Origin of the sequence: Bacillus carboniphilus, from assembly GCF_039522365.1 — a bacterium.
GTDB classification, from domain to species: Bacteria; Bacillota; Bacilli; order Bacillales; family JC228; genus Bacillus_BF; species Bacillus_BF carboniphilus.
Genome location: NZ_BAAADJ010000058.1, coordinates 49,286 through 71,762, shown reverse-complemented (window position 1 = coordinate 71,762; position 22,477 = coordinate 49,286). Strand labels below are relative to the sequence as shown.

Below are 22,477 nucleotides of genomic sequence, written 5' to 3'. Positions count from 1 at the left end.
TATTAAATGATATAACGTTAAGGGGAGAGTTGCATGATTGATGCCATAATGCAATCACATTATATAAAAAGTTTACCGTTTCTATTTGAAGGAATTGTGTGGACTTTACTTATCACATTTATAGGTCTATTTCTTGGTTTTATTATTGGAGCTATTACGGGGTTGGGAAGGATATCAAAAAATAAATTCTTCCGTGGTATAAGTTCCGTTTATGTAGAAGTGATTCGAGGAACTCCTATTTTAGTACAGGTTTTATTTATCTATTATGGTTTATCAGAAGATATTATTGGCTTTAACATTGATAAACTAACAGCAGCCATTAGTGCGATTGCTGTTAATGCGGGTGCCTATATTGCTGAAATCGTTAGAGGTGCTGTAGAGTCTGTGGACAAGGGACAGCATGAGGCTGGGCGTTCTTTAGGTCTTTCAAGAAGACAAACCATGCGCTATATTATTTGGCCACAAGCTTTTAAACGAATGATTCCACCTCTTGGAAATCAATTTGTAATAAGTTTAAAAGATACCTCGCTATTTTCCGTTATCGCAGTTGGAGAAGTTCTATATATGGGGAAACAATACTATAACGTGAACTTCTCACAATTCCAAACACTTATTATGGTGTGCTTATTCTACCTAGCAATTACGATCCCAACAGCCATCTACTTAAGAAGATTAGAAAGGAAGTTGGATGTTTAATATGATTACAGTCCAAAATTTGCATAAATCATTCGGTAGTTTAGAAGTATTAAAAGGCATTAATGCAAATGTAGCTGAGCAAGAAGTAGTGTGTGTCATTGGTCCTTCAGGGTCTGGCAAAAGTACGTTTCTCAGATGTTTGAATTTATTAGAAGAGGTAACCTCTGGTGAAATTGAAATTGATGGTGATCAATTAACCGATCCAAAAATAGATATTAACTCTGTCCGTTCTAGAGTGGGGATGGTGTTCCAACACTTTAATTTATTTCCTCATATGACGGTATTAGATAATATTACTCTTGGCCCTATTAAGGTAAAGGGCATGACTAAGGAAGAGGCTGAAAAAGCAGCACATCCACTTTTAGATAAGGTAGGGTTATCAGATAAAGCGAATGTGTACCCGGAAAGTCTTTCTGGAGGACAAAAACAACGAGTAGCAATTGCCAGGGCTCTTGCGATGAACCCTAAAGTCATGTTGTTCGATGAACCAACTTCTGCTCTGGATCCAGAATTAGTAGGGGATGTTCTTCAGGTCATGAAGGATCTGGCACAAGAGGGTATGACGATGGTGGTTGTGACACATGAGATGGGTTTTGCAAGAGAAGTGGGTGACCGCGTTATCTTTATGGATGAAGGGATTATTATGGAAGAAGGAGACCCTGAGCAAATTTTCTCCAATCCTCAAAATCCGAGAACCGAGGAATTTTTGAGTAAAGTTCTATAAAAAAAGATTGCAGGATGTCTATACAATCCTGCAATCTTTTTTTAGTATTTCGCAATTAACTCATTCAATGCCTTCGACTTAATTCTCTCATACTCAAAAGCTTCCTCTAGCTCTGTTACTAACAGTGGCGTCTTCCTTACATATCTTTCTCTAATAATATCGTAGAGTTCGTATGGGAAAAGCATATCAATAAACATCACTTTCTTTTGCTCATTTGTAAGAGGAGCAACAGACTCATAAGAATCTAACATAAGATTAAATCTGGCTTCATCCCATACTCCAGTCGTATCTAATAGTGGGATAATCATCTTCCGCAAGTCACGAATCGGAAGGTCAAAGGAAACCGTATCTAAATCAATGACCCAAATTTCATTATCTGGACCTAAGAGAGAGTTCCCAGTCCCATAGTCTTGGTGACAAAGATTAGGTTGTTTCTTAACCTCTGTAACCCAATGATTATATTCAGATTCTAGAAGTCTCTTTAGTGTATCCTTCGCTTCCTCAATAAACGGGTCAATGGAACTTAAATATGCTTGAGAGAAAGGATCATCTGGCTCTTTCATAGCGAGCTTTTTCCAAGTGTCCATTTGCTGATAACGTTTAATATTATGGTTTGGCCAACGTCCTAATTTTGTAAACACTGGAACTCCTGGTGGGGGATGGTATCCCACAGAAGAAGTATGGAACTCTGCTAACCCCTTCATAATCATTTGTAAATCTGCATCGTTCGTTAGTTCGAATGGTCGACCTTCAATCCATTCATAAACAACAAATAGAAACGGTCCAAATTTTGTATATAGTTGATTGTTTTTGTTAGGGATGATCCCTGGAACTCTAGCTCCTTTTTTAGCTAGGTAGTTTTGAGCGTTAATGGAAAAAAGAGCTTTCTTTTCAGGGCGATGAATTCTTTTTAAACAGATAGGTCCTTCAGAAGTATGAATTTTCCATACAAGTGCCATTTGTAGACCCTGTATAACTTCAATATTGATAACATCGAATTCCCATGATTGAATAATGGTTTCAGCCAAAACTATTAACTTTTGTTCCTCAGCAGGCGTTAATACAATCTCCGATACTTCCTCCTCAACAGAGGTATTCTTCATTTTTTCCTCCACAAAATCACCTTCCTAAAATTAACTTCTCTTACTAATGTATGGGAAAAGTCCCTATTTGCTTATCCAAATAGGGCAAAAATGAAAATTGGGGTATTTTCTCATTTTTTATAGAAATGACCGAAAGTTTAATCAGGCAAGCACAATGTGGACGTAGACTTCGTAACATAAGATTAAGGGGGTACAAACTCCCATATTTTGAGTGTGAGAATGGAGGTTGTGTATGAAAATTGCTTTAATAGCAACTGAAAAATTGCCTGTTCCCGCCATTCGTGGAGGAGCTATCCAAATTTATCTAGACTCAGTCGCATCTGTCATTGCATCCAACCATGATGTGACGGTCATTTCAATTACAGACCCTGACTTAAATAATACGGAAAATAAAAATGGGGTTAAATATGTTCGATTCCCTGAAGGGGAGTATATTCAAAAGATTAAAGAACATTTACAAACAGAACACTACGATGTGGTTCATCTTTGTAACCGCCCTAATTGGATCCAATCCTTAGTCAAGGTTGTGCCTAATACAAAATTTGTATTGAGTGTTCATAATGAAATGTTTGCCTATGAAAAATTGAGTGATGCTGAAGGGCAAGCATGTATAGATTCGGTTTCTAGGATAGTAACAGTAAGTGATTTTATTGGTAAGACCATTACATCCAGGTTTCCTCAGGCAAAGGCGAAAACAAGTACAGTTTATTCAGGTGTCGATTTAAATCAATATCATCCCGCGTGGACGTCTGTTGGGAAAAAGTTGCGAGATCAAGCAAGGAAAGAACTTGGGTTAGAAAATAAAAAAATTGCGTTATTTGTAGGTCGACTAAGTAAAGTAAAAGGTCCTCACATTTTACTGCAAGCTCTACCTAAAATGGTTGAAAAAGATCCAAATATTATGATGGTGATTGTCGGATCAAAGTGGTTTGGTGACGATAACCTAAATAACTATGTTAAACACCTATATACTCTAGGTGCCATGATGAAAGATCATGTAACATTCATAAAATTCGTAAAGCCAAAGGACATTCCAGCGTTATACGCCATGTCAGATTTACTTGTCTGTTCCTCCCAGTGGCAGGAACCGTTAGCGCGTGTTCACTATGAAGCAATGGCTGCTGGCTTACCAATGATCACCAGTAACCGTGGAGGAAACCCTGAGGTTATTGATGAAGGAGTAAATGGTTACATTATCCAGGATTTTGATAATCCAGATGCGTATGTAGACCCAATTACTGCATTGTTAGCAAGTGAAAGTAGAAGAATCAAATTGGGGAAAGCGGGACGTTCTAAGGTAGAAAATGGCTTTAGCTGGGAGCATGTAGCCTCTAATCTAACGAGGGTGTATCAAGAAGCATTAGGAAAGTGAGGGAGAACCATTGGAAGATAAACAGAAGAATGAGAGTCGGACAGAAATGGATGGAGAGACGGACCTAAGTCAAGGTCACCTTGAGAAGGTACTAGAACATTATCCTTTTACTATTCAAAACATTCGATTAAAAAGTAGTCGAAGTGGGCGAACGATTTGGGAGGTTGAAACGGACGCAGGAACAAAAATATTAAAACAGGCTGAGATGAAACCAAGTCGCATGCTGTTCATTGCTGATTCACATTTACATTTACAGCAAAATGGTTTACCGATTACAACTCTTCACCAAACGAATTCTGGGGGATATTGTATCGGTGCTGGCGATTATGCCTATGTCCTTTACGATAAAGTAGAAGGTCAAGAAATGATTTACTATAATGTAGACCAACTCCGACTTGCCCTAGAATTCGCAGCGAAATTTCAGCAGGCATCCAAAGGATTTAATGCAATAGAAGGTGGAAAACCACGAGGCCGATTAGGGAAGTGGCACAAGCTTTACCGATGGAAGCTTCAAGAACTAGAAGGAAATAAGCAAATTGCTCAATCATTTCCTGGGGATGCATTCTCAGTTATGTTTTTAGCGCATGTAGATAATATGTTGGAAAGAGGAAAGCAGGCGTTAATAGATTTAGATAAACCTTTTTACACAGATTGGGTCAAACAGGTGATTGACGAAAAAAGCTTTTGTCAACAAGACTTCACTTTTGCCAGATTAGTAGAATTCAATAGTGAAGCGTTTATGAAAGAGTTGCATTCAGTCACATATGATTTACCAGTAAGAGATATCCGAATTATTTTAAATAAGGTTATGAAGAAAATGTCTGTTTGGGACCATGATCTAGTCATTCATATGCTACAATCCTATGACGCAATCAATCCACTGACAGAGGATAATTATCGTGTTCTCTGGACAGATGTATCTTTTCCTCATTTGTTCTGCTCTATCGCTCATAAATATTATTTAGGTCAGAAGACATCATGGTCAGACGAAAAATATATCTGGGCATTACAAAACATTATTGCCGTAGAAGAATCCAAAGAAGAGTTCATGCAAAACTTCTCTGATATTGTTAGTGAAATTAAGAAGAACAGTGGAGGGAAGAAAAATGGATAGAAATGAAGCATTTAAAATCCCAAAACTTGAAATAGAGAACTTCACCTTCTCTCCACCTGGTCCAATGGGTTGGAGTTTTACTGAATATGAAGGGCTATTAGATAACCCAGATCAACTTGTACTAGATGAAACAACAGTCAAAGGAAACTTAGTAGAATTAAATAATCTAGAATTAACCGTACTTCCAGCGGGTGAAGAAGGTCAAGAAATCATTCAACTGAAAAAACCGCTTGTTACCGAAAGTAATCAATCGTTGAAGGATACAATGGTTGAGGAACCAATTGAAGAAGTGGTTGTGCATACAGTTTTACAGGAAGAAGATGAATCTTCAGTAGAATCCGTTGAATCCGTTGAATCGGTGGAATCTGTGGAATCTGTGGGATCTGTTCAAGATAATGAAGAATTGGTAGAAAGTGAGTCATCCATTGTGAAAGTAGAAGTGAGTCCACCAAAACCACCGTGGATGGCTACTAGTGTAAAAGCAAAAGAAAAGAAAGATAAAAAGGATAAGGAAATTATGTCCGAAAAGAAGAAAGAGAAAAAAGAAAAGAAAAAGGAAAAAAAGAAGTTAGAAAAGAAGCTGGAGAAAAAGTCGAAGAAATTAGATAAAAAGGATAAGAAGGATAAGAAGGATAGAAAAGATAAGAAGAAAAAAGGTAAAAAGAAAAAATAGGTATTTATACCAGAGCCAAACTAGGCATTCCTCATATACTGATAGGGTAAAAGATAGGAGGGATTCCACATGGCAGAAGTGAGGAAAGCCAAAATAAAGATGGATTTTAACAGTGGTTTTTCATTATCTCAGGGACTATCAGTTGAAGAAGCAGTAAAGGCGTTAGTAAAAGCTATTAAACGTGGAGAAGTAGAAGAGCTTGATGTGAAAGTTGAATACGTTGATGGCACAGGATTTAGTTATATTACTGGTGTAGAAGAAGACGATGAGGACGATGCTGAAGACGAAGATTAAATGGTAAAAATCTAAACGAAAGGACCCTTTTAAAAGATAAAAGGGTCCTTTCTTTATTATTTCAGTTAACAAGTGCGCCGCTTGCGCATTTGATCCGCTTTAGGAATTTAAACACCTTCAGTGAATCTCGTCTTGTGCCTGTTGGGGATTACGAGTGTGCTGGTGCATTTGTTCTTCTATATGAACCGATTCTCTCTCCAGCACAAGTTGGTAGATAGCTCTATAACGATCGGCAACATGACTAAAGTCAAACTGTTCCTCTGCACAAATACGGCCATTCCGAGCGAGCCATCGACCGAATCCAGGGTACTCCAACATTTCAGTAATAATACGAGCAAATTCTTCCGCATTCTTATAGTCTCTTATAAGCACTCCATTCTCTTCATCTCTTATAACTTCCGCATTTCCTCCGCGATCTGTCGTAACAATTGGAACACCAGCAGCCATAGCTTCATAATGAACACGAGCTAGGGGTTCATTCCACTGAGAACTGCAAACAAATATGTCACCCATGATAAACATTTTTTGGATCTCATCTGAAGGAATGTAATTAGTGAAGAGAATGTGCGGCTCTAATTCCTTTGCCTGTTCATGCAAGAATCGTACGTACCGATTCTTACCATTATCACTAAACCACTTTCCACCAACAATGACGAGGACTGAATCAGGATGTTTTTTTACGATATCTTTCATGGCGTTAATCAAAATATGGGGTCCTTTGGAAGGGCTTAGACGGCCAATAAATAAAATTACCTTAGCATGTTCAGGGATACCAAATTTTTCTCGTGTTTCTAATCTGATAATCTTACCTTCAGGAGTCCAGGCTGGTTTATATTGATTTATATCTACACCAGAGAATACAACATGCGTTTTTTCTTCTGCTTTTGGAAAACGTTCCACAATTGTATTTTTAATAAACTGACTAACCGTTGTTATGGCAGAAACTTGCTCAACTACTTCTGTACCTTCTTCATCAGAAAGTTTAGAGCTAGAGAACATTTCATTATGAACACTTAAAATAATATGACTGGAAGGACTAGCATTTTTGTATAGTCGTACATTTTTGGGTCTGTTACATACATGAATCAAATCAAACTCGTTATTCCTTAATTCATCGGCAACAGAATGGCGGTATCCAACTCTCGAGAATCGTCTATACGTAATTCCATTCGAAACTTCCATTTCTGGTAAAGTAGGGTCCGTAATTGAGAAAATGGTTAGCTCATACTCTTCATTCAAATAAGGAGCTATTCCATCTATCATCATTTGGATAGCTCCTCCTTTTACTGCCGGGGAGGGCAGTTTTTCAGTACAAATAATGGCAATCCTCATTTATTTTCACTCCTATAAAGAGTGGTGAAATATTGGAAAGCTTCTCTGAGCCCTTCTTTTAGTGTTACATTTGGAGAATAGTGAAGCAGTTCATTGGCTTTGGATATGTCTGCCCATGTATGCTTAGGTTCCCCATTCACTTTGTCAAGGAAATTTTTCTGAACCGTGATTCCTGAAATTTCTTCAAGTAAAGAAAGAATTTCAAGCACAGAAGCCCGCTCTTTACCTCCGATGTTAATGGTTTCTCCGACCAATCCATCTGCATTCATAGCTGCCTCAGTGCCCTTTACACAATCAGTAATAAAGGTGAAGTCTCTGGATTGAGTACCGTCACCAAATATAGTTATGGGTTCTCCCAATAACATTTGTCTAATAAAAATATGAAAAGCCATATCTGGACGTTGTCTTGGTCCATAGACAGTAAAGTACCTTAATACAATAATGGGGATATGAAAGCTTTCTTTATATACATGACATAAATGTTCACCTGAAAGCTTGGTTACGCCATATGGAGAGAGGGGCATTGGAGCTAGATCCTCAGATACCTTTCCATCTCTTTCTCCATATATGGAGGATGTAGAAGCGTAAATAAATCTTTTGAGCCTTTTTGCACCCTTGCAAACCTCTAATAATTTCTGAGTAGCCATAATATTGTTGGACACATAAGGTTCAAAGTCTTTTCCCCAGCTAGACCGGACACCGGGAATGGCAGCTAAATGATAGATTACATCAACATCTTGTAAAAGAGTTTTCAGTGGAAGAGTTAGTAGGTTTCCGTGTATAAAATGGAAGCGGGGATGAGCTTCCATGCCTTCTAAGTTCTTTTGTTTTAATAGAAAGGGGGTTGGTCCGATATAATCATCAATCCCAATAACCTCAAGCTCCGATCGCTTTAATAGACGTTCGCAAAGGTGGGAACCTATAAAACCGGCGGCACCTGTTACTAATACCTTCATATTCGACCCACTCCTACGTAAAGTAATCCATGTTTTCGAACCTCTGATGGGTCAATACAGTTTCTCCCATCGACGATTAGAGTTCCTTTCATTTCTTTCTTAACTTCTTTCCAATCAAGCGACTTAAAAACTGGCCAGTCGGTGGCTATGACTATACAGTCCGCATCCTTCGTTGCACCGTTAATAGAATCAACTTGAGTGGTTCTTTGCAATGTTTCTGGTGGAAGCTTAGCCTTGGGATCAAATGCTACCACATCTAAGCCTAGTTCTTCTAATTTTTCAATAAGTAGTACAGACCTTGAAGAACGAATATCATCTGTGTCAGGTTTAAAGGCAATACCTAATACCGCGACTTTCTTTGAAGATAAATCCTCTAAGTTTTCCTTAATCTTCTCTATATAATAATCAAGCTGTGTATCATTCACATATTGGGCAGCTTCTAGTATGGCCGGTTTAATCCCTTTATTTGTTGCTGAGTGAATAAGAGAGCTCAAATCCTTAGGGAAACAAGAACCCCCATAGCCAAGTCCTGCCTGCAGAAAATGTCGGCCGATTCGCGGATCAAGACCAATTGTGGACGCAACAGTTGTAATATCCGCATTAGAACGGTCACATATCCGAGCAATCTCGTTAATAAATGATATTTTAGTAGCTAAAAAGGCATTCGCAGAGAATTTAATAAGCTCAGCATCATTTAACGTGGTTACAACAAAAGGGCTTTCAATGCCGTCATAAAGAGCTTTCATTACTTGGAGAGATTCAGAATCACCGTCTTCAAGACCGACCACTGTTTTATCTGGATTGAACATGTCGTAGACTGCTGTTCCTTCACGCAAGAATTCTGGGTTTGACACGAGATTGAATTGTTTTCGATCTACTCCCTTTTGGGTTAATAGTTCTCCAATCATCTCGTTGGTGCCAAGTGGAACTGTACTTTTCGTTACAATTGTTTTCGGCGATTGTATATACGTGGCTAAGTCATCAATTACCGAGAGGATATAAGACAAGTTGGTACTACCATCGGGCATTGGGGGGGTACCAACACAAATATAAATGACCGAGTTTTGGCGAATAGCTTCACCAACTCCATCACTAAACGTAAGACGACTTCGATTCTTTTGTATTAACTCCTCCAATCCTGGTTCGTAAATCGGACATATTCCTCTATTTAATATTTCGATTCTATCTTTATTTTTATCAACACAAGTTACATCATGGCCTAAATCAGCTAAAACAGCTGATGTCGTTAGACCTACGTAACCAGCTCCAATTACACATACATCCATTCCAAATCACCTTCCAAAGACCTTAGCTTATACATAGTATTAGTGGGGGTGCTTGGTTTGTGACTGATTACACCAAAAGAAGCCAAACAAGAGATAAGTGGACTGTCTGCATGCACATAAGGAGTGATTTAGGCGCCCGTTTTTGTATGAATGACTATCTCCCCACCCTTTCTTGAATAGAATATGACAAACAAGCTAAAGGAGAGAGGCGTAGTGATCAAAAAAGCAATAATTCCAGCAGCTGGGTACGGAACAAGATGTCTTCCGATTACAAAGGTTATACCTAAGGAAATGTTTCCAATCGGAGAGAAACCCGCTATTCAGTATATTGTTGAAGAAGCCATGAACTCAGGAATTGAAGAAATCTTAATGGTTGTCTCTCGAGCAAAGAATATAATTGTTGATTACTTTGATCATTCATTAGAATTAGAGGCCTTCCTAGCAAGAAAAAACAAGAAATATTTATTAGAGGAATTAGAATTTCCTAAAATACAAATTCACTACACTAGACAACCCTACGCAAAGGGGCTTGGGGATGCTGTTCTTCTTGGTAAACAATTTGCTCAAGGTGATCCTGTTGCCGTTCTTTTACCTGATGACATTGTCGTAGCCAAACGCACACCAGCTTTACAGCAATTAGTTAACGTTTACAACCAAACCGGTGGGAGTGTAATAGGATTAAAGAAGGTACCGTCAGAATTCCTCAAGAAATATGGTGTAATTAAAGGGCAACTCATCGGGAATGAAACCATAAAGATTGGTGATATTGTGGAAAAGCCTCAAGAAAATCCCCCATCAAATTTAGCGGTAGTTGGCCGTTATATCTTTACACCTGAAATTTTTTCTTTTTTAGAAAAAATTGCCCCGGGTAAAGATGAAGAATACCAACTGACTGATGCTATTAAGGAACTAATCGGTGACAAAAATGTATTCGGTCGAATCATTGATGGTGACCGTTATGACATCGGAAATATAGATGAATATGTACAGCTAATCAACAATCTACACAATGTTAGTTAATAGTACATCTTCTAATCAAGATGTACTATATTTTCTTTCTCTTCATAGACTTTTTATGAGGGCCTTTTAGTAGGACCAAGTGAGTGAGTCATAGGGGGAGCAATGTGGACAAGAAAGTGAAATCCTCATTTGAGAAAAAAGATATCATTTTATTACTATCTATTTTTTATATATTAGGAATTATTACTGCGACAGTGGGATTTTTTTTATTATGGCCAAATGATACTGTTCAGGAAGAACCAAAAAAAATGTATAGCGAACTGTATGTTTCAGATATAAGCATCCACCGAGACCAGCCTCAGTTAGCACAAGAGCAGTCGGTACAGACTACGGATACACTTTGGGAAGTAACGACTGTATTAAGAAGTGCTATTTATCACTACACTAAAAAAAATGGTTTTATGCCCAATGATTTAACTGCATTAACTCAACCATTCCCACATAACATTATCTCTTCTATACCAAAGGAACCACATACTCTCTCTAACCAAGTTTCACAACACTTCACTAATAAAGGAGGTTGGGTGTATGAACCGAAAAAAATAAACAATAAGCAGATGAAAGAAAATCAATTAAAGCAACTAATTTCAGAAGCCTTATACCCCAATGTAAACGTAGAAGGAGTGAATGATATTCACTTTGAGCCTCTGCGTATATTGGTTTTGAAGAATTCTAATGAATTGTACCTTGTAGCGGATAAAACTATTTTAAGGAAATACACAGTTGCTCTTGGCCACTTAGGTAGTACCCCGGAAGGAATTCATACCATTAATCAAAAAATCATGAATCCAAACAGTCATGTTACTCCACTCGAAGAAAGTCCATACGGGAAAAGAGCGTTAGGAATTTCTCAAATTGCTATACATGGTACCAATAGCCCGGAAAAAATTGGAGAGAATGTATCGAATGGGTGTATTCGCATGCTAAATGAAGAAATTAAAGAACTGTATTCTATTGTGCCTTTATTTACGGAGGTTGAGATAAGTTCTGATATGGATGTTCAAGCTGATTTAAGCGATAAGACTGATATCTATTTACAAAATACTGAGATGATTTATAATCAAGCGGATCAAACATGGGAAACAGATAACAGTAAGGTTTATCATTGGTCAGGTTAGGAATTGAAAAGATCCACTACTTAAAAAAGGCCACCGCATTAAAGATGGCCTTTTCCTATTAACAATCTTCAGGTGTACCAACATGTAATGGAGGTGGGATTAACCAACCTTTTTCTTTATTTAAACGTAATAATTTTGCCCCATACTGCGCTTTTGTCATATGGAATTGACCAAACATCATAGCAATATCCTCACGAACTGACTGCCCAATCGCTTGGCTACAAGCAATGAGTCCAGCAGCGATATCAGCAGATACTTTTGCGCTAACCTCTGGGTCATTGATGCGTGCTCCCGCTGGTATGCTTTCAATGGTAGCATACGGACGCTCTGGAGGAGCAGGTGGTAGAGCAATTCCATTCACTTTTAAAATTTCTTCTAGTTTTTCTTCTTCGCGTTTCATATCTTGGATAGAATCTTCAAGTAGTTTCTTCAAATCCTCGTCACCAGTATGATTACTTAACACTTGATAACCAGCAATATTTCCCTTAGTTACTGAAAGATATCCCCAAACTGCAAATACTTCACCATAATGCAAAGGTTCATTTTGTGGATTTCCACTTAATACGCCCATTAGAACACTCCCTATACGTTTAAGTTTCATTTAAGTCTCCTTTCTAAAACAGAATGAGACAACTATATTTTCTTCAATTAACGGTACTATATCCCTGTCGGAAAATGGGTAATACGGAAAAAGTGTATAGAGTTTGTCCCCGGCCAAACTTTATGTTAATTTTTTATCCATAATACTCCTGCGTTATGTAGAATGTAATAAGGAAATAATAAAATGGAGGAACAATAAGATGTCCTTTTCTAATACAATTGAGATAAACAAGCCTATTGATGAGGTATTTTCAGCAGTGAGTAACTTTTTACAATATCCGGATATATTTGACCATGTTGAGGAAATGGCAAAGATAACAGATGGGCCTATCGAAGTAGGAACGAAATTTAAAGAGACAAGGCTCATTCGAGGGTTTAAGGCGTATGCAACGTTAGAAATCCTAACCTATAATCCGTCTAAGCAACTAGTGGTCAAAAATGAACCAAGTGGACTTGTTATTGTGCAGGACTATATTTTTGAACAAACGGGACAAGGGACAAGAGTCCAATTGACGAGTAAGGTGAAAACGAAAGGCTTACGTAACTTGTTAACAAAGCCTGTTATGACTAAGATTCTAAAAAAAGAAGATGTTGAAAATCTAGAGAGCTTCAAGAAGTATATAGAAGGTGTTAGGGAATAGAGTATAGAGTTAGCTACCACACCTTTCTCTTATCCGGACACAGGTTCCGTTATATAATTGAAAATGCTGCTTATCAAGGTTTAAACGGACAGTCGTTCCTCTATTTGACCATTTTAAGGACATTTTCGCCTTAATTTAGTGAAATAACGGAACCTCTGTCCGCAAACCTCTTGAAAACACAGATTTTTGGGTAAATAACGGATCTCCTGTCCACTTCGATCTAACATATTTTGCCATTTTAATGAAAGTGCCGGCTTTAGGGTCAACACAGGTTCTTTACTGGTATTTACTGGACCCCATTAAGCTTCATCAACTCTTTTTAACGGTTTTTTAGCAGGACCTTCGATTACACCACCATCAACCGAAAACCTAGAACCATGACATGGACAATCCCAAGTCCGTTCACCATGATTCCATTCCACTTCGCAGCCCATGTGGGTACAGGTCGTGTCGACCATATGTACCTTTCCTTCAGTGTCTTTATAAACACCAGTGCGCTGACCGTTTATATTAACGACAGCTCCTTCGTCGTTTTCGATATCATCTAGTGTTCTTCCTACATACTCAAGCTTCCCTTTCAGTAAATGCTTAGCTACATCTCCGTTTGTCATAAGGAACTTCTTTATACTTGGGTCCGCATAAAAACGTGAAGGAGAAAATAGCTCGGCATAAGGGTTTTGAACCTCTTTAATTGCATCTGTAATAAGAGAGGCTGCAACAGTACTTGTTGTCATTCCCCATTTTTTATATCCTGTAGCAACAAAGATGTTCGGTGCATCTTCCGCTAATGGCCCAATGTATGGAAGTTTATCAAGTGTATATAAGTCTTGAGCAGACCACTTATTCGTCATTTCTTTAATACCAAACACATCACTAGCGAATTGTTCGAGAGCTTTGTAATGGGTTAAGGTATCGATACCTTGCCCCGTTTTGTGTCCTTCTCCTCCAATAATTAGCAACTTTTCCCCATTAAGCGGTGTATAGCGAATGGAGCGAATAGGCTTGTCTACACTTAAATACATACCACCTGGGAAATCCTTCTCTGGCTTTATACTAACAACATAGGAACGGTCGGCATACATTCTTGAAAAGAACAGGCTCTTCTTATCATCATGAAAAGGAAAATGAGAGGCCATGACTATATATTTACTGGTAATTTCATGACCGTCACGAGTAATGACTTTTGGGTGTGCCCCTTTTTGAATATCCACTGCAACGGTGTTTTCGAATATCACAACTCCGTTTTCTTTTATAATGGAGGCTAGTTTAGCTAAGTATTTCAGTGGGTGGAATTGTGCCTGCTCTTTCATGACGACTGCAGCTTTAATTGAGAGATCAAATGGTAGCTGCTGTAGTAGTTCACCTGGAATCCCTAATTGTTGATAGGCTTTATATTCTTTTTCAATCTTCTTTGCATATTGATCAGTGGTAGCGTAAAGGTAGGCGTCTTCTTTGCTAAAATCACAATCAATATTGTGCTCTTCAATCGTTTTTTCAATAAACCGTAAAGCTTGAGTATTGACTTCATAATAGGCTTTTGCCTGTTCTTTTCCAAAATGATTGATAAATTCATCATAAATCAGGTCATGCTGTGCAGTAATTTTTGCTGTTGTGTGTCCAGTGGTACCATTTAAGATTTTGTCGGCTTCAATGAGTCCGACTTTTATTCCTTCTTTTGATAAAAGGTAAGCTGTGGTAATCCCTGTGATGCCGCCACCAACAATAATGCAATCAAAATATTTATTCTCCTCTAGCTTTGGAAAAGATGGGAGTTCTGTGGATTCCCTCCAAAATGGCTCTGGAGAATGGGGGATGTGTTCATCTTTTGACAATTGTGATTCCTCCAATCATACATATGCTTTTTATACTTTTAGCTAATGAAGGAAAATTATGTATGAGAGGTCGTAGATTTTGGAATTAAAAGAGGCAAAAACCTAAAAAGAGAAGTTTTTGCTTTTGTTAATGGAAGAGTAATGAGAGATTCATCTACTCCAAAGGTTGTAGACATTCATCCGCCCTTATCTGTAATCAAACTTCCTTATTTCTGACGAGGTTCTTACCCTTTTCTTTCAATAAGATAAAAGCAAGAAGAAAAACAAAGGGAGTTGTTAGAAATGAGCTTAAAAAATAAAGTCGTCATGATTACAGGGGCTTCAAAGGGGTTAGGAAGGGCATTAACATTGGCTTTTGCTAAAGAAGGAGCCAAGTTAGCCATCTGCGCAAGAGGTTTGGAAAAACTTAATGCTGTGAAAGAAGAAGCTCTGGCGTTAGGGGCAGAGGTACTAGCCTTCTCGGTAGATACTTCGTCTACAAAAGATGTTGACCGTTTTGTTTCTATTACAGAGACTACCTTCGGAAAAGTGGATGTTCTTATAAACAATGCTTCCATCTTTGGGCCAGGTCCATTGTATTTGGCAGATTATCCAGAGCGAGATTTTGAAGAGGTTGTTCGCGTAAACATCCTAAATCCATTTTTTATGACAAAAAGAGTGTTGCCGGTCATGTTTGCTCAAGGAGGTGGCTCGATTATCAATGTCACATCAGAGGCAGGGCGGACAGGGTTTGCTGAATGGGGTGCATACGGTATATCAAAATTTGGAGTGGAAGGAATGACGCAGACATGGGCGGATGAACTTAAAGATACCGGAATTCGAATCAATGCCGTAGATCCTGGTGAGATGGACACGGAAATGCACAGGATAGCCGTGCCAGATTGTGACTATGATTTGGCCAATCCAAACGATGTTGTCGGTGTATTTTTATATTTATCTTCAGACAAATCTATAGGATTAAATGGACAACGATTTGAAGCTCAAGCTTTCAAAGGAGGAGAGGGTCTCTTATGACTAATATCATACATCAATCATTTGAAATTCCAGAGTACCTTAACGCCAAAATACCTGCAGAATACAGAGGTGGGATGCGAGAACATGTAAGAATGATGGTTCTAGATCGGAATACTGGCGAAACATATCACGACAGATTCGAACAAATTGACTCTTATTTATCTCCAGGGGACTTACTGGTATTCAATAATAGTAGAACCATTCCTGCTGTTTTGAAGGCTGAGGGGAAAATCGAAATTAGATTATCTAGGCAAGTAGGAGAAGGTCAATGGGAAGCCCTAATTTTAGGAGAAACAAATGGGACACTTATACTTCCCAATCAACTTTATGCACATATTATTGGAGTTGGAAGTGAGCCTCCATTAGTTAAAATAGCTTTTTCAAAAGCAGGCACTGAATTACTCGATGATATCTATCAATATGGGGAACCCATTCGTTATGAATATATAGAAAATCCATGGCCATTGGATGCGTATCAGACAGTGTATGGATCTGTTCCGGGATCAGTAGAGATGCCATCAGCAGGAAGAGCATTTTCATGGAAGTTAATTAAAAGATTAAAACAAAAAGGGATTAACGTGGCATTTCTTCAGCTTCATGCAGGGTTAAGTTACTACGGTAACGATGATTGGCCAATCCCTACAAAGCATCCAGAGTCATTTCATATTCCATCTGATACGGCGAACCTTGTGAATACAACACGAAAGAGCGGTGGTCGAGTCATTGCTGTTGGTACAACAGTTGTTCGAGCTTTGGAAACAGCTGTAAATGAAATAGGAGAAGTTGAAGCTTCTACAGGAGTAACCAACCTGTATATTAAAAAGGGATTTCAACTTCAAGCAGTCCAGGGGCTATTAACAGGATTTCATGAACCGAAGGCCAGTCACTTAGACTTATTAACGGCTTTGATTGAAGAAGAAAGGCTAGGGGCTGCTTATCAAGAAGCCCTACAACAAGGCTATCTGTGGCACGAGTTTGGAGATATGAATTTAATTATTTCTACGAGGGAATCCAAATGAAATGGCATCATGTTGGAATAGAAGTGAAGAACATATCTGAATCCATTCGCTTTTATCAGAACTACTTTGGACTGGAAATCGAGGAAGAACTTGAATGGGAAGATGAGACTGTTATTTTTATGGGAAAAGGACCGGTGCGTATTGAGCTAATCCAAGTTCATAATGAAATAGTTACCTCGGTTCAGGATTCATCGGTCCATTTTTCTTGGGAAGTAGAAACTATTTCAGGTTGGATTGACACACTTGGCGGAAAAGGGTTGATTCCTGTTGAAGGGCCAATAAAACTAGAAAATGGATGGCAAACGGTGTTTTATGAAGGGCCAACTCAAGAGGTAATTGAACTGATTCAACGTTGAGCAGAGGAGGAAAAACTACTGCAGTTAGAGTCTGTAGTAGTTTTTTTGCTAGTTATACTAAATAATCTAAAAACATTGACAAATTAGAAAACATTGACTACGATACCATTAAGGTTAGTAAAGTTAATTAACCAACCTAAAACAAGTACATATGTACACACACACCTTGTAAGGAGCCAGTTGAATGATTGATCCAAGAAAAGGTATACCAAGTAATATGAAAAATTGGAATAAGAAACGGGTACTGGATTGTATAAGACATCAGGCTGAAAAACAGTCACGTGCCAGTCTTTCAAAGCTCTTAGACATTAGTAAGCCAACGGTTTGTAACCTCGTAGATGAATTAGTAGAGGAAGGATGGCTACTAGAAAAAGAGAGTAAGGAAGGCAATGTGTTAGGGGGAAGGAAGCCATTTCACCTAACCTTTAACAAGCAGTATAAGCACCTAATCGGAATTGATATAGGTGGAACCTACACGGAGCTAGCTCTTTTAAATCTAGAAGGGGATATTATTGCTCATAAAAAATTCTCAACCCAAGAACAATTACCTCAAAATCTCATCAAGACAACTGCATCATATGTTAAAACCCTCATCTTAGAAGCTAACTTAACCACAAATCATATTTTATCTATCGGAATTGGCATACCAGGCATTACAGACTCAGCAAATGGAATTGTACGTGACGCTCCAAGCTTGGGGTGGAAGAACAAGAATGTTATCGAAGAGTTCAAAGAGTACCTCTCTATTCCAGTCTTTGTAGAGAATGATGTTAACTTAGCTGTACTTGGCGAGCAGTGGAAAGGTGTCGCACGAGGAAAGCAAAATGTCATTTTAATTACATTGGGCACAGGTGTTGGCTGCGGAATCATTTTAAATGGAAAGCTTTATCAAGGCTCGAACTTCGCAGCGGGGGAAATTGGATACATTATCACGGATAAAAATGCTGTCGACTCCGATGACTACACCTCATTTCAGGGCTACGGATTCTTAGAAAATCAAGTAGGAGGACCAGCCATTGTCAATCGGATGAGGAAAAGACTCTTGGATGATCGTAGAGAAAAGGAATTTCTGTCTGCAGAAAGCACCTTCCAGCTAGCCATTAAGGAAAACGACCCAACTGCACTTGAAGTAGTGAATCAAGCAGTCGATCACTTAAGTATTGCAATCGTTAATGTCGTTTCTGTTTTAAATCCTGAATGTATTGTATTGGGAGGTGGGATTTCTAAGTCAGCACATTGGTTTTTACCAAAGATTGAGGACCGTCTTCAAAGACACCTTCCTAAAGAAAGCCAAGTCGCCCTTATGGTTACAAATCAGGACAATTCCTCTTTAATTGGAGCTGTTGCCCATTGTTTAAATCAAGACGAATTATTACGTATTCATTCAGTAAGTAACTAGATTTCTAGAACCAACCAGTAGAAAGGAGAGGTTCGATGTTTTCAAAAGGCTTTAAAGTGTTAGATATGCATGCTCATTTGCCACACAACTATCAGTTTATTAAAGAAGACCCGATTTATAGTGAGTACAATAAGGAAAGATCCGAAAGAATGTTAAAGACATGGGATTTTCCGGATCCTGCTGATGAGCCCGAGGAATTGAAATCGCTTCCACTAATAGATAGATGGGCAAAGGAAGTAGAACACTATAATCTTGATAAAATGGTGTTTCTAACAAGTAAAAGCAACGATCACTTAGCTCAACAAATCAGTAAGTATCCTGATCAGTTTATTGGATTTGCACATCATCCAATTGAAGATGGAAACGCAAGAGATGAATTAAAGAGAGCTGTAGAAGAGCTAGGATTGAAAGGATATAAGCTATTCGGTCCACTCATCAATCGTAAGCTGCATGATCTGTCTCTTACTCCTGTCTGGGAGTATTTAGCTGAAAAAAGAATCCCAGTCCTTATACATTTTGGATTATTAGGGCGAGCAGGTGGAATTGTAGAACACCAGAATATTAATCCACTAGCGATATTCAATGTAGCTAGAGAATATCCAACGATCCCTATTATTATTCCTCATTTTGGAGCGGGATACTTTAAAGAATTACTTCACCTATGCTGGAGTTGTCCAAATGTATATATTGATACCTCTGGTTCCAATCAATGGATCAGATGGATGCCGTATCACCTTGACTTAGAGCTTTTATTTAGAAAAACATATGAACTGATTGGTTCGGAAAGAATCATATTTGGAACGGATTCAAATGGTTTCCCAAGGGGATTTGTATATCGCTATCTTCAAGAGCAAGTCAAAGTGTGTAGAGATCTAAATATGCGTGAAGAAGATATTGAAAACATTTTTGGGAACAATGCAAGAAGACTATTGAACTTAAAAGTTGAGGTGGAAGCCTAAATGCATGGCCGTTCACAAGTATACGTAGATACAGTTCTACATCCAATCTATCAGTTTACCAAACTTGAGTTTTTGAACTATATTCTACAAATCAACATGGCACATGTCATGATGCTTGAAAAACAAAAGATTATCCCAAAAATCGATGCGGAAAAAATGTTACTAGCCAATCATAAGATATTAAAGGAGGGTTTTCCTAAAGAATATGACCCTCAGTTTGAAGATTTGTTCTTTATGCTAGAAGACCAAATGAAGAATCATATTGGTGAAGAGCTAGTTGGTAATATGCATATTGCATTTAGTCGTAATGATATGGATGCTACGATGTTTCGAATGCATTGGAGAAAAAAAGTAACGCAATGGATAGAAGTGGTTGCCACACTCCAGCAACAAATTTTAAAGATTGCTAGTGAACAAAAAGACACCATTATGACGGCTTACACTCACAATCAACAAGCTCAACCAACGACCGTTTCTCATTATTTATTAGCCATCGCAAGTCACCTAAACCGAGATATGGAAAGAGGATTGAATTTGCTATCGAGGATTAACGAGTCACCAATGGGGGCTGCTGCTCTTGGAACGACTGGCTTTCCGATAGATAGAGAATACATAGCTGAATTACTTGGTTTTGATAAAGCCATGGAAAATTCATATGACTCAATCGCCGCGGCTGATTATATGTTAGAAATAGGTACGACGCTATCTATCTTTCTATCAACGCTATCTAGATTTGTTTATGATTTGATGTTCTTAGCTACGAATGAAGTAAACGGGATTCGGCTTGATGCATCCCTTGTGCAAACGTCTAGTATTATGCCACAGAAGCGGAATCCATCATCTTTAGAACATACGAGATCCACGATTAGTAGTACATTAGGCAAACTTCAAGGTATTTTTTACTTATCTCACAGTGTTCCCTTCGGTGACATTGTCGATATCGGTGATGATATCCAACCGTCTATTCAAGAGGGTATTAACCAATCCATTTCGATTACAACCTTGTTAACGGAGATTTTAAAAAATACCACGTTTAATTCAGAAAAACTATTAAATACCTGTACATCCGGTTTCTCCACTGTAACGGAGCTGGCAGATACATTAGTCCGACACCATGGCTTTTCTTTTAGGCTTGCTCATAAAGTAGTGCAAGACTATGTAAGGAAACTAAGTGAAAAAGACTTAGACCTGAAAGGAGGAGATTTTTCCCTATTCAGAGAAATAGTAGCTAATGTTGCAGGAAGAGATGTCCAGATGAGTGAAGGAGATTACAAGAAGGCCATTGATCCTGAACACTTTATTCGACTTAGGGCAATAAAAGGAGGCCCTAACCCGAATGAAACAGAAAGGCAAAGAGGCTACTTCGATTCTAAACTTACAGATGTGAACCAAAAGCTTGCCTTGTTGAATCAACGTTTTCAGCAGTATGAAAAAAGGTTTTACCAATTCAATCAAATGGATGATGTAAGGGGGAATTAATTGTGAGTCTAAAAAAATGGGGTATGTTTTTAGCAGGTTTACTTGTTCTTCTCCTAAGTGCTTGTTCAAGTAATGAGGAGACGGGAGGAGAAGGGGATGAAATCGTCCTTGAGTATTGGCAATACCATTATGAATCTAAAGTAGAATTAATGGATGAACTAATTAAAGAATTTGAGGAAGCTAACCCTGGGATCAAGATTAAACAAACGACTTATCCTTATGACCAATACAATGAAAAAGTAGCAACTCTAGTTCCAGCAGGTAGAGGTCCAGATATTATCAACTTGTACTATGGATGGGTACCAAAGTATGTAGATTCTGGTTACCTACAACCACTACCGCAAGATGCATTTCCACATGAAGAGTTAGAAGAAGAATTTTTCCCATTACTTGACGCAGTAAAACTGGATGGCGAGTATTGGGTTCTTCCAACTGCTGTGCGTACATTAGCTTTGTTCTATAATAAGGACCACTTTGCTGAAGCAGGGTTAACTGACCCTCCGAAGACTTGGGATGAGTTAGTGGATTACTCTGTAGAATTAACAAAGAGAGATTCCAATGGTCAATTAGAAAGAGCAGGTATGGCTTGGGAGCTTGGTGGACAGCTTCATAACTGGTACCGTGATGCACTTATTTACCAAGCAGGCGGCCAAGGTTTAAGTGAAGACCGTAAACAAATTCTTTGGGATGACTCTGACGCTGGATTAGAGGCATTCACTTACTTAGTAGAATTTGCAACAAAACATAAAGTTGGAGAAAAAGGTTTCTATACCAATGATGTTACAGCATTTAAGACAGGATTTGCTGCGATGAACGTAGATGGTTCATTCCGTCTAGGAACATTAGCAAACGACGCTCCAGACTTAAATTACGGTGTGGCTCCACTTCCTTCCTATAAAGAAGCGGCTACCCAGTCTTCTTTCTGGGCAAACGGAATTACAAAGAAAGTCGAAGGGGAAAAGCTAGAAGCGGCTACGAAGTTCCTTGAGTTCCTAACAAGTCAAGACGTTATGGAAAGATGGTTAGATAAAGTTGGAGAGCTTCCAGCTAAAGAAGCCGTTGCGATGCAAGATAAGTTCCTAAATGATGAAAAAATTGGACCATTTATTCAACAACTACCAGATGCACATGCTCACTTCTTTGTTGATGAGACGCTTGAAAGAGATTATGTAATGGAAGCAACTGACAAGGTCGTGCTAGGTCAAGCAACAATAGAGGAAGCATACCAAGAAATGGTCGAAAGAACGCAGAAGCTGTTTGATGACTACTGGAGTAAGAGAAATTAAAATATGGGCGTAGAGAGACTCTCGGGTCTCTCTATCCATTTTGTAATCGCTGTTTTCGCAATGATTGTTGTTTCTTGCAATCAAAGTCCAACTGCAGTTGATTGGAGTGGAAGGTGCTTGACTCCTGTGGGAGGAAGGGACTAGGGAGACCCCGCAGGAGCGACAGCGACGAGGAGGCTCCCGGACCGCCCACGGAAAGCAAGC

General features: G+C 38.6%; 22 protein-coding genes. 16 read left to right on the top strand and 6 right to left on the bottom strand.

The window, feature by feature from the left end; genetic code table 11:
• Positions 1 to 33: 33 nt before the first annotated feature.
• Entirely contained in the window at positions 34 to 696 is a 663-nt protein-coding gene (locus tag ABDZ91_RS17220) for an amino acid ABC transporter permease (protein ID WP_343801592.1), read from the top strand.
• Position 697: 1 nt separating this feature from the next.
• Entirely contained in the window at positions 698 to 1,420 is a 723-nt protein-coding gene (locus ABDZ91_RS17215) for an amino acid ABC transporter ATP-binding protein (RefSeq protein WP_343801589.1), read from the top strand.
• A gap of 41 nt (positions 1,421 to 1,461) precedes the next feature.
• On the opposite strand, the gene cotI is transcribed toward ABDZ91_RS17215, so the two are convergent.
• Positions 1,462 to 2,523 carry a spore coat kinase CotI gene (cotI, locus tag ABDZ91_RS17210; RefSeq protein ID WP_343801586.1) on the bottom strand — a complete coding sequence of 354 codons (1,062 nt, stop codon included), beginning with the start codon at positions 2,521 to 2,523 and terminating at the stop codon, positions 1,462 to 1,464.
• A gap of 232 nt (positions 2,524 to 2,755) precedes the next feature.
• On the opposite strand from cotI, the gene ABDZ91_RS17205 reads away from it, so the two are divergent.
• The 4 genes from ABDZ91_RS17205 (at position 2,756) to ABDZ91_RS17190 (ending at position 5,976) form a co-directional block, all read left to right on the top strand.
• Positions 2,756 to 3,895, top strand: coding sequence for a glycosyltransferase family 4 protein (locus ABDZ91_RS17205; RefSeq protein WP_343801583.1), 1,140 nt, complete (start codon positions 2,756 to 2,758; stop codon positions 3,893 to 3,895).
• A gap of 46 nt (positions 3,896 to 3,941) precedes the next feature.
• The gene (locus ABDZ91_RS17200) at positions 3,942 to 5,009 is read left to right on the top strand and encodes a CotS family spore coat protein (RefSeq protein WP_343801613.1); all 1,068 of its coding nucleotides are present in this window, start codon (positions 3,942 to 3,944) and stop codon (positions 5,007 to 5,009) included.
• Positions 5,002 to 5,682: a hypothetical protein gene (locus ABDZ91_RS17195; RefSeq protein WP_343801580.1), complete on the top strand. Its 681-nt coding sequence runs from the start codon at positions 5,002 to 5,004 to the stop codon at positions 5,680 to 5,682. Before ABDZ91_RS17200 ends, ABDZ91_RS17195 begins: the two co-directional genes overlap by 8 nt.
• A gap of 69 nt (positions 5,683 to 5,751) precedes the next feature.
• A complete protein-coding gene (locus ABDZ91_RS17190; RefSeq protein WP_343801577.1) occupies positions 5,752 to 5,976 on the top strand; it encodes a hypothetical protein in 225 nt (74 codons plus the stop codon).
• A gap of 117 nt (positions 5,977 to 6,093) precedes the next feature.
• On the opposite strand, the gene ABDZ91_RS17185 is transcribed toward ABDZ91_RS17190, so the two are convergent.
• From ABDZ91_RS17185 to ABDZ91_RS17175, 3 genes are read right to left on the bottom strand one after another with little or no spacing between them, the layout of a single operon-like run.
• On the bottom strand, positions 6,094 to 7,308 hold the full coding sequence (locus ABDZ91_RS17185; protein ID WP_343801574.1) for a glycosyltransferase family 4 protein: 1,215 nt from the start codon (positions 7,306 to 7,308) through the stop codon (positions 6,094 to 6,096).
• Positions 7,305 to 8,264 (bottom strand): NAD-dependent epimerase/dehydratase family protein, encoded by a 960-nt coding sequence (locus tag ABDZ91_RS17180; RefSeq protein ID WP_343801571.1) that lies wholly within the window; start codon positions 8,262 to 8,264, stop codon positions 7,305 to 7,307. Before ABDZ91_RS17180 ends, ABDZ91_RS17185 begins: the two co-directional genes overlap by 4 nt.
• Positions 8,261 to 9,550 carry a UDP-glucose dehydrogenase family protein gene (locus ABDZ91_RS17175; RefSeq protein ID WP_343801568.1) on the bottom strand — a complete coding sequence of 430 codons (1,290 nt, stop codon included), beginning with the start codon at positions 9,548 to 9,550 and terminating at the stop codon, positions 8,261 to 8,263. The genes ABDZ91_RS17180 and ABDZ91_RS17175 overlap by 4 nt, the downstream gene beginning before the upstream one ends.
• A gap of 213 nt (positions 9,551 to 9,763) precedes the next feature.
• On the opposite strand from ABDZ91_RS17175, the gene ABDZ91_RS17170 reads away from it, so the two are divergent.
• Both ABDZ91_RS17170 and ABDZ91_RS17165 read left to right on the top strand, forming a co-directional pair.
• Complete coding sequence (locus ABDZ91_RS17170) at positions 9,764 to 10,570, top strand: UTP--glucose-1-phosphate uridylyltransferase (protein ID WP_343801565.1); 807 nt, start codon at positions 9,764 to 9,766, stop codon at positions 10,568 to 10,570.
• 104 nt (positions 10,571 to 10,674) lie between these two features.
• Positions 10,675 to 11,688: a L,D-transpeptidase gene (locus tag ABDZ91_RS17165; RefSeq protein WP_343801562.1), complete on the top strand. Its 1,014-nt coding sequence runs from the start codon at positions 10,675 to 10,677 to the stop codon at positions 11,686 to 11,688.
• A 58-nt stretch (positions 11,689 to 11,746) separates the two neighbouring features.
• Here the strand turns inward: ABDZ91_RS17165 and ABDZ91_RS17160 are convergent, their stop codons facing one another.
• Positions 11,747 to 12,259 (bottom strand): DUF3231 family protein, encoded by a 513-nt coding sequence (locus tag ABDZ91_RS17160; protein WP_343801610.1) that lies wholly within the window; start codon positions 12,257 to 12,259, stop codon positions 11,747 to 11,749.
• Positions 12,260 to 12,488: 229 nt separating this feature from the next.
• Here ABDZ91_RS17160 and ABDZ91_RS17155 point away from each other — a divergent pair, with 229 nt between their 5' ends.
• Positions 12,489 to 12,929 (top strand): SRPBCC family protein, encoded by a 441-nt coding sequence (locus tag ABDZ91_RS17155; protein ID WP_343801559.1) that lies wholly within the window; start codon positions 12,489 to 12,491, stop codon positions 12,927 to 12,929.
• Between the two features lie 299 nt (positions 12,930 to 13,228).
• Here the strand turns inward: ABDZ91_RS17155 and ABDZ91_RS17150 are convergent, their stop codons facing one another.
• Complete coding sequence (locus tag ABDZ91_RS17150; RefSeq protein ID WP_343801556.1) at positions 13,229 to 14,761, bottom strand: FAD-dependent oxidoreductase; 1,533 nt, start codon at positions 14,759 to 14,761, stop codon at positions 13,229 to 13,231.
• Between the two features lie 282 nt (positions 14,762 to 15,043).
• Here ABDZ91_RS17150 and ABDZ91_RS17145 point away from each other — a divergent pair, with 282 nt between their 5' ends.
• The 7 genes from ABDZ91_RS17145 (at position 15,044) to ABDZ91_RS17115 (ending at position 22,273) form a co-directional block, all read left to right on the top strand.
• Positions 15,044 to 15,775, top strand: a complete 732-nt coding sequence (locus ABDZ91_RS17145; protein ID WP_343801553.1) for an SDR family NAD(P)-dependent oxidoreductase — start codon at positions 15,044 to 15,046, stop codon at positions 15,773 to 15,775.
• Positions 15,772 to 16,794: an S-adenosylmethionine:tRNA ribosyltransferase-isomerase gene (locus tag ABDZ91_RS17140; RefSeq protein WP_343801550.1), complete on the top strand. Its 1,023-nt coding sequence runs from the start codon at positions 15,772 to 15,774 to the stop codon at positions 16,792 to 16,794. Before ABDZ91_RS17145 ends, ABDZ91_RS17140 begins: the two co-directional genes overlap by 4 nt.
• The gene (locus ABDZ91_RS17135; RefSeq protein ID WP_343801547.1) at positions 16,791 to 17,150 is read left to right on the top strand and encodes a VOC family protein; all 360 of its coding nucleotides are present in this window, start codon (positions 16,791 to 16,793) and stop codon (positions 17,148 to 17,150) included. The genes ABDZ91_RS17140 and ABDZ91_RS17135 overlap by 4 nt, the downstream gene beginning before the upstream one ends.
• Positions 17,151 to 17,334: 184 nt before the next feature.
• Positions 17,335 to 18,549, top strand: coding sequence for an ROK family transcriptional regulator (locus tag ABDZ91_RS17130; protein WP_343801544.1), 1,215 nt, complete (start codon positions 17,335 to 17,337; stop codon positions 18,547 to 18,549).
• 35 nt (positions 18,550 to 18,584) lie between these two features.
• Positions 18,585 to 19,508, top strand: a complete 924-nt coding sequence (locus tag ABDZ91_RS17125; RefSeq protein ID WP_343801541.1) for an amidohydrolase family protein — start codon at positions 18,585 to 18,587, stop codon at positions 19,506 to 19,508.
• The gene (gene argH / locus ABDZ91_RS17120; protein ID WP_343801538.1) at positions 19,509 to 20,987 is read left to right on the top strand and encodes an argininosuccinate lyase; all 1,479 of its coding nucleotides are present in this window, start codon (positions 19,509 to 19,511) and stop codon (positions 20,985 to 20,987) included. It abuts the gene before it with no gap.
• A 2-nt stretch (positions 20,988 to 20,989) separates the two neighbouring features.
• A complete protein-coding gene (locus ABDZ91_RS17115) occupies positions 20,990 to 22,273 on the top strand; it encodes a sugar ABC transporter substrate-binding protein (RefSeq protein WP_343801535.1) in 1,284 nt (427 codons plus the stop codon).
• The last annotated feature ends 204 nt before the right edge of the window (positions 22,274 to 22,477 follow it).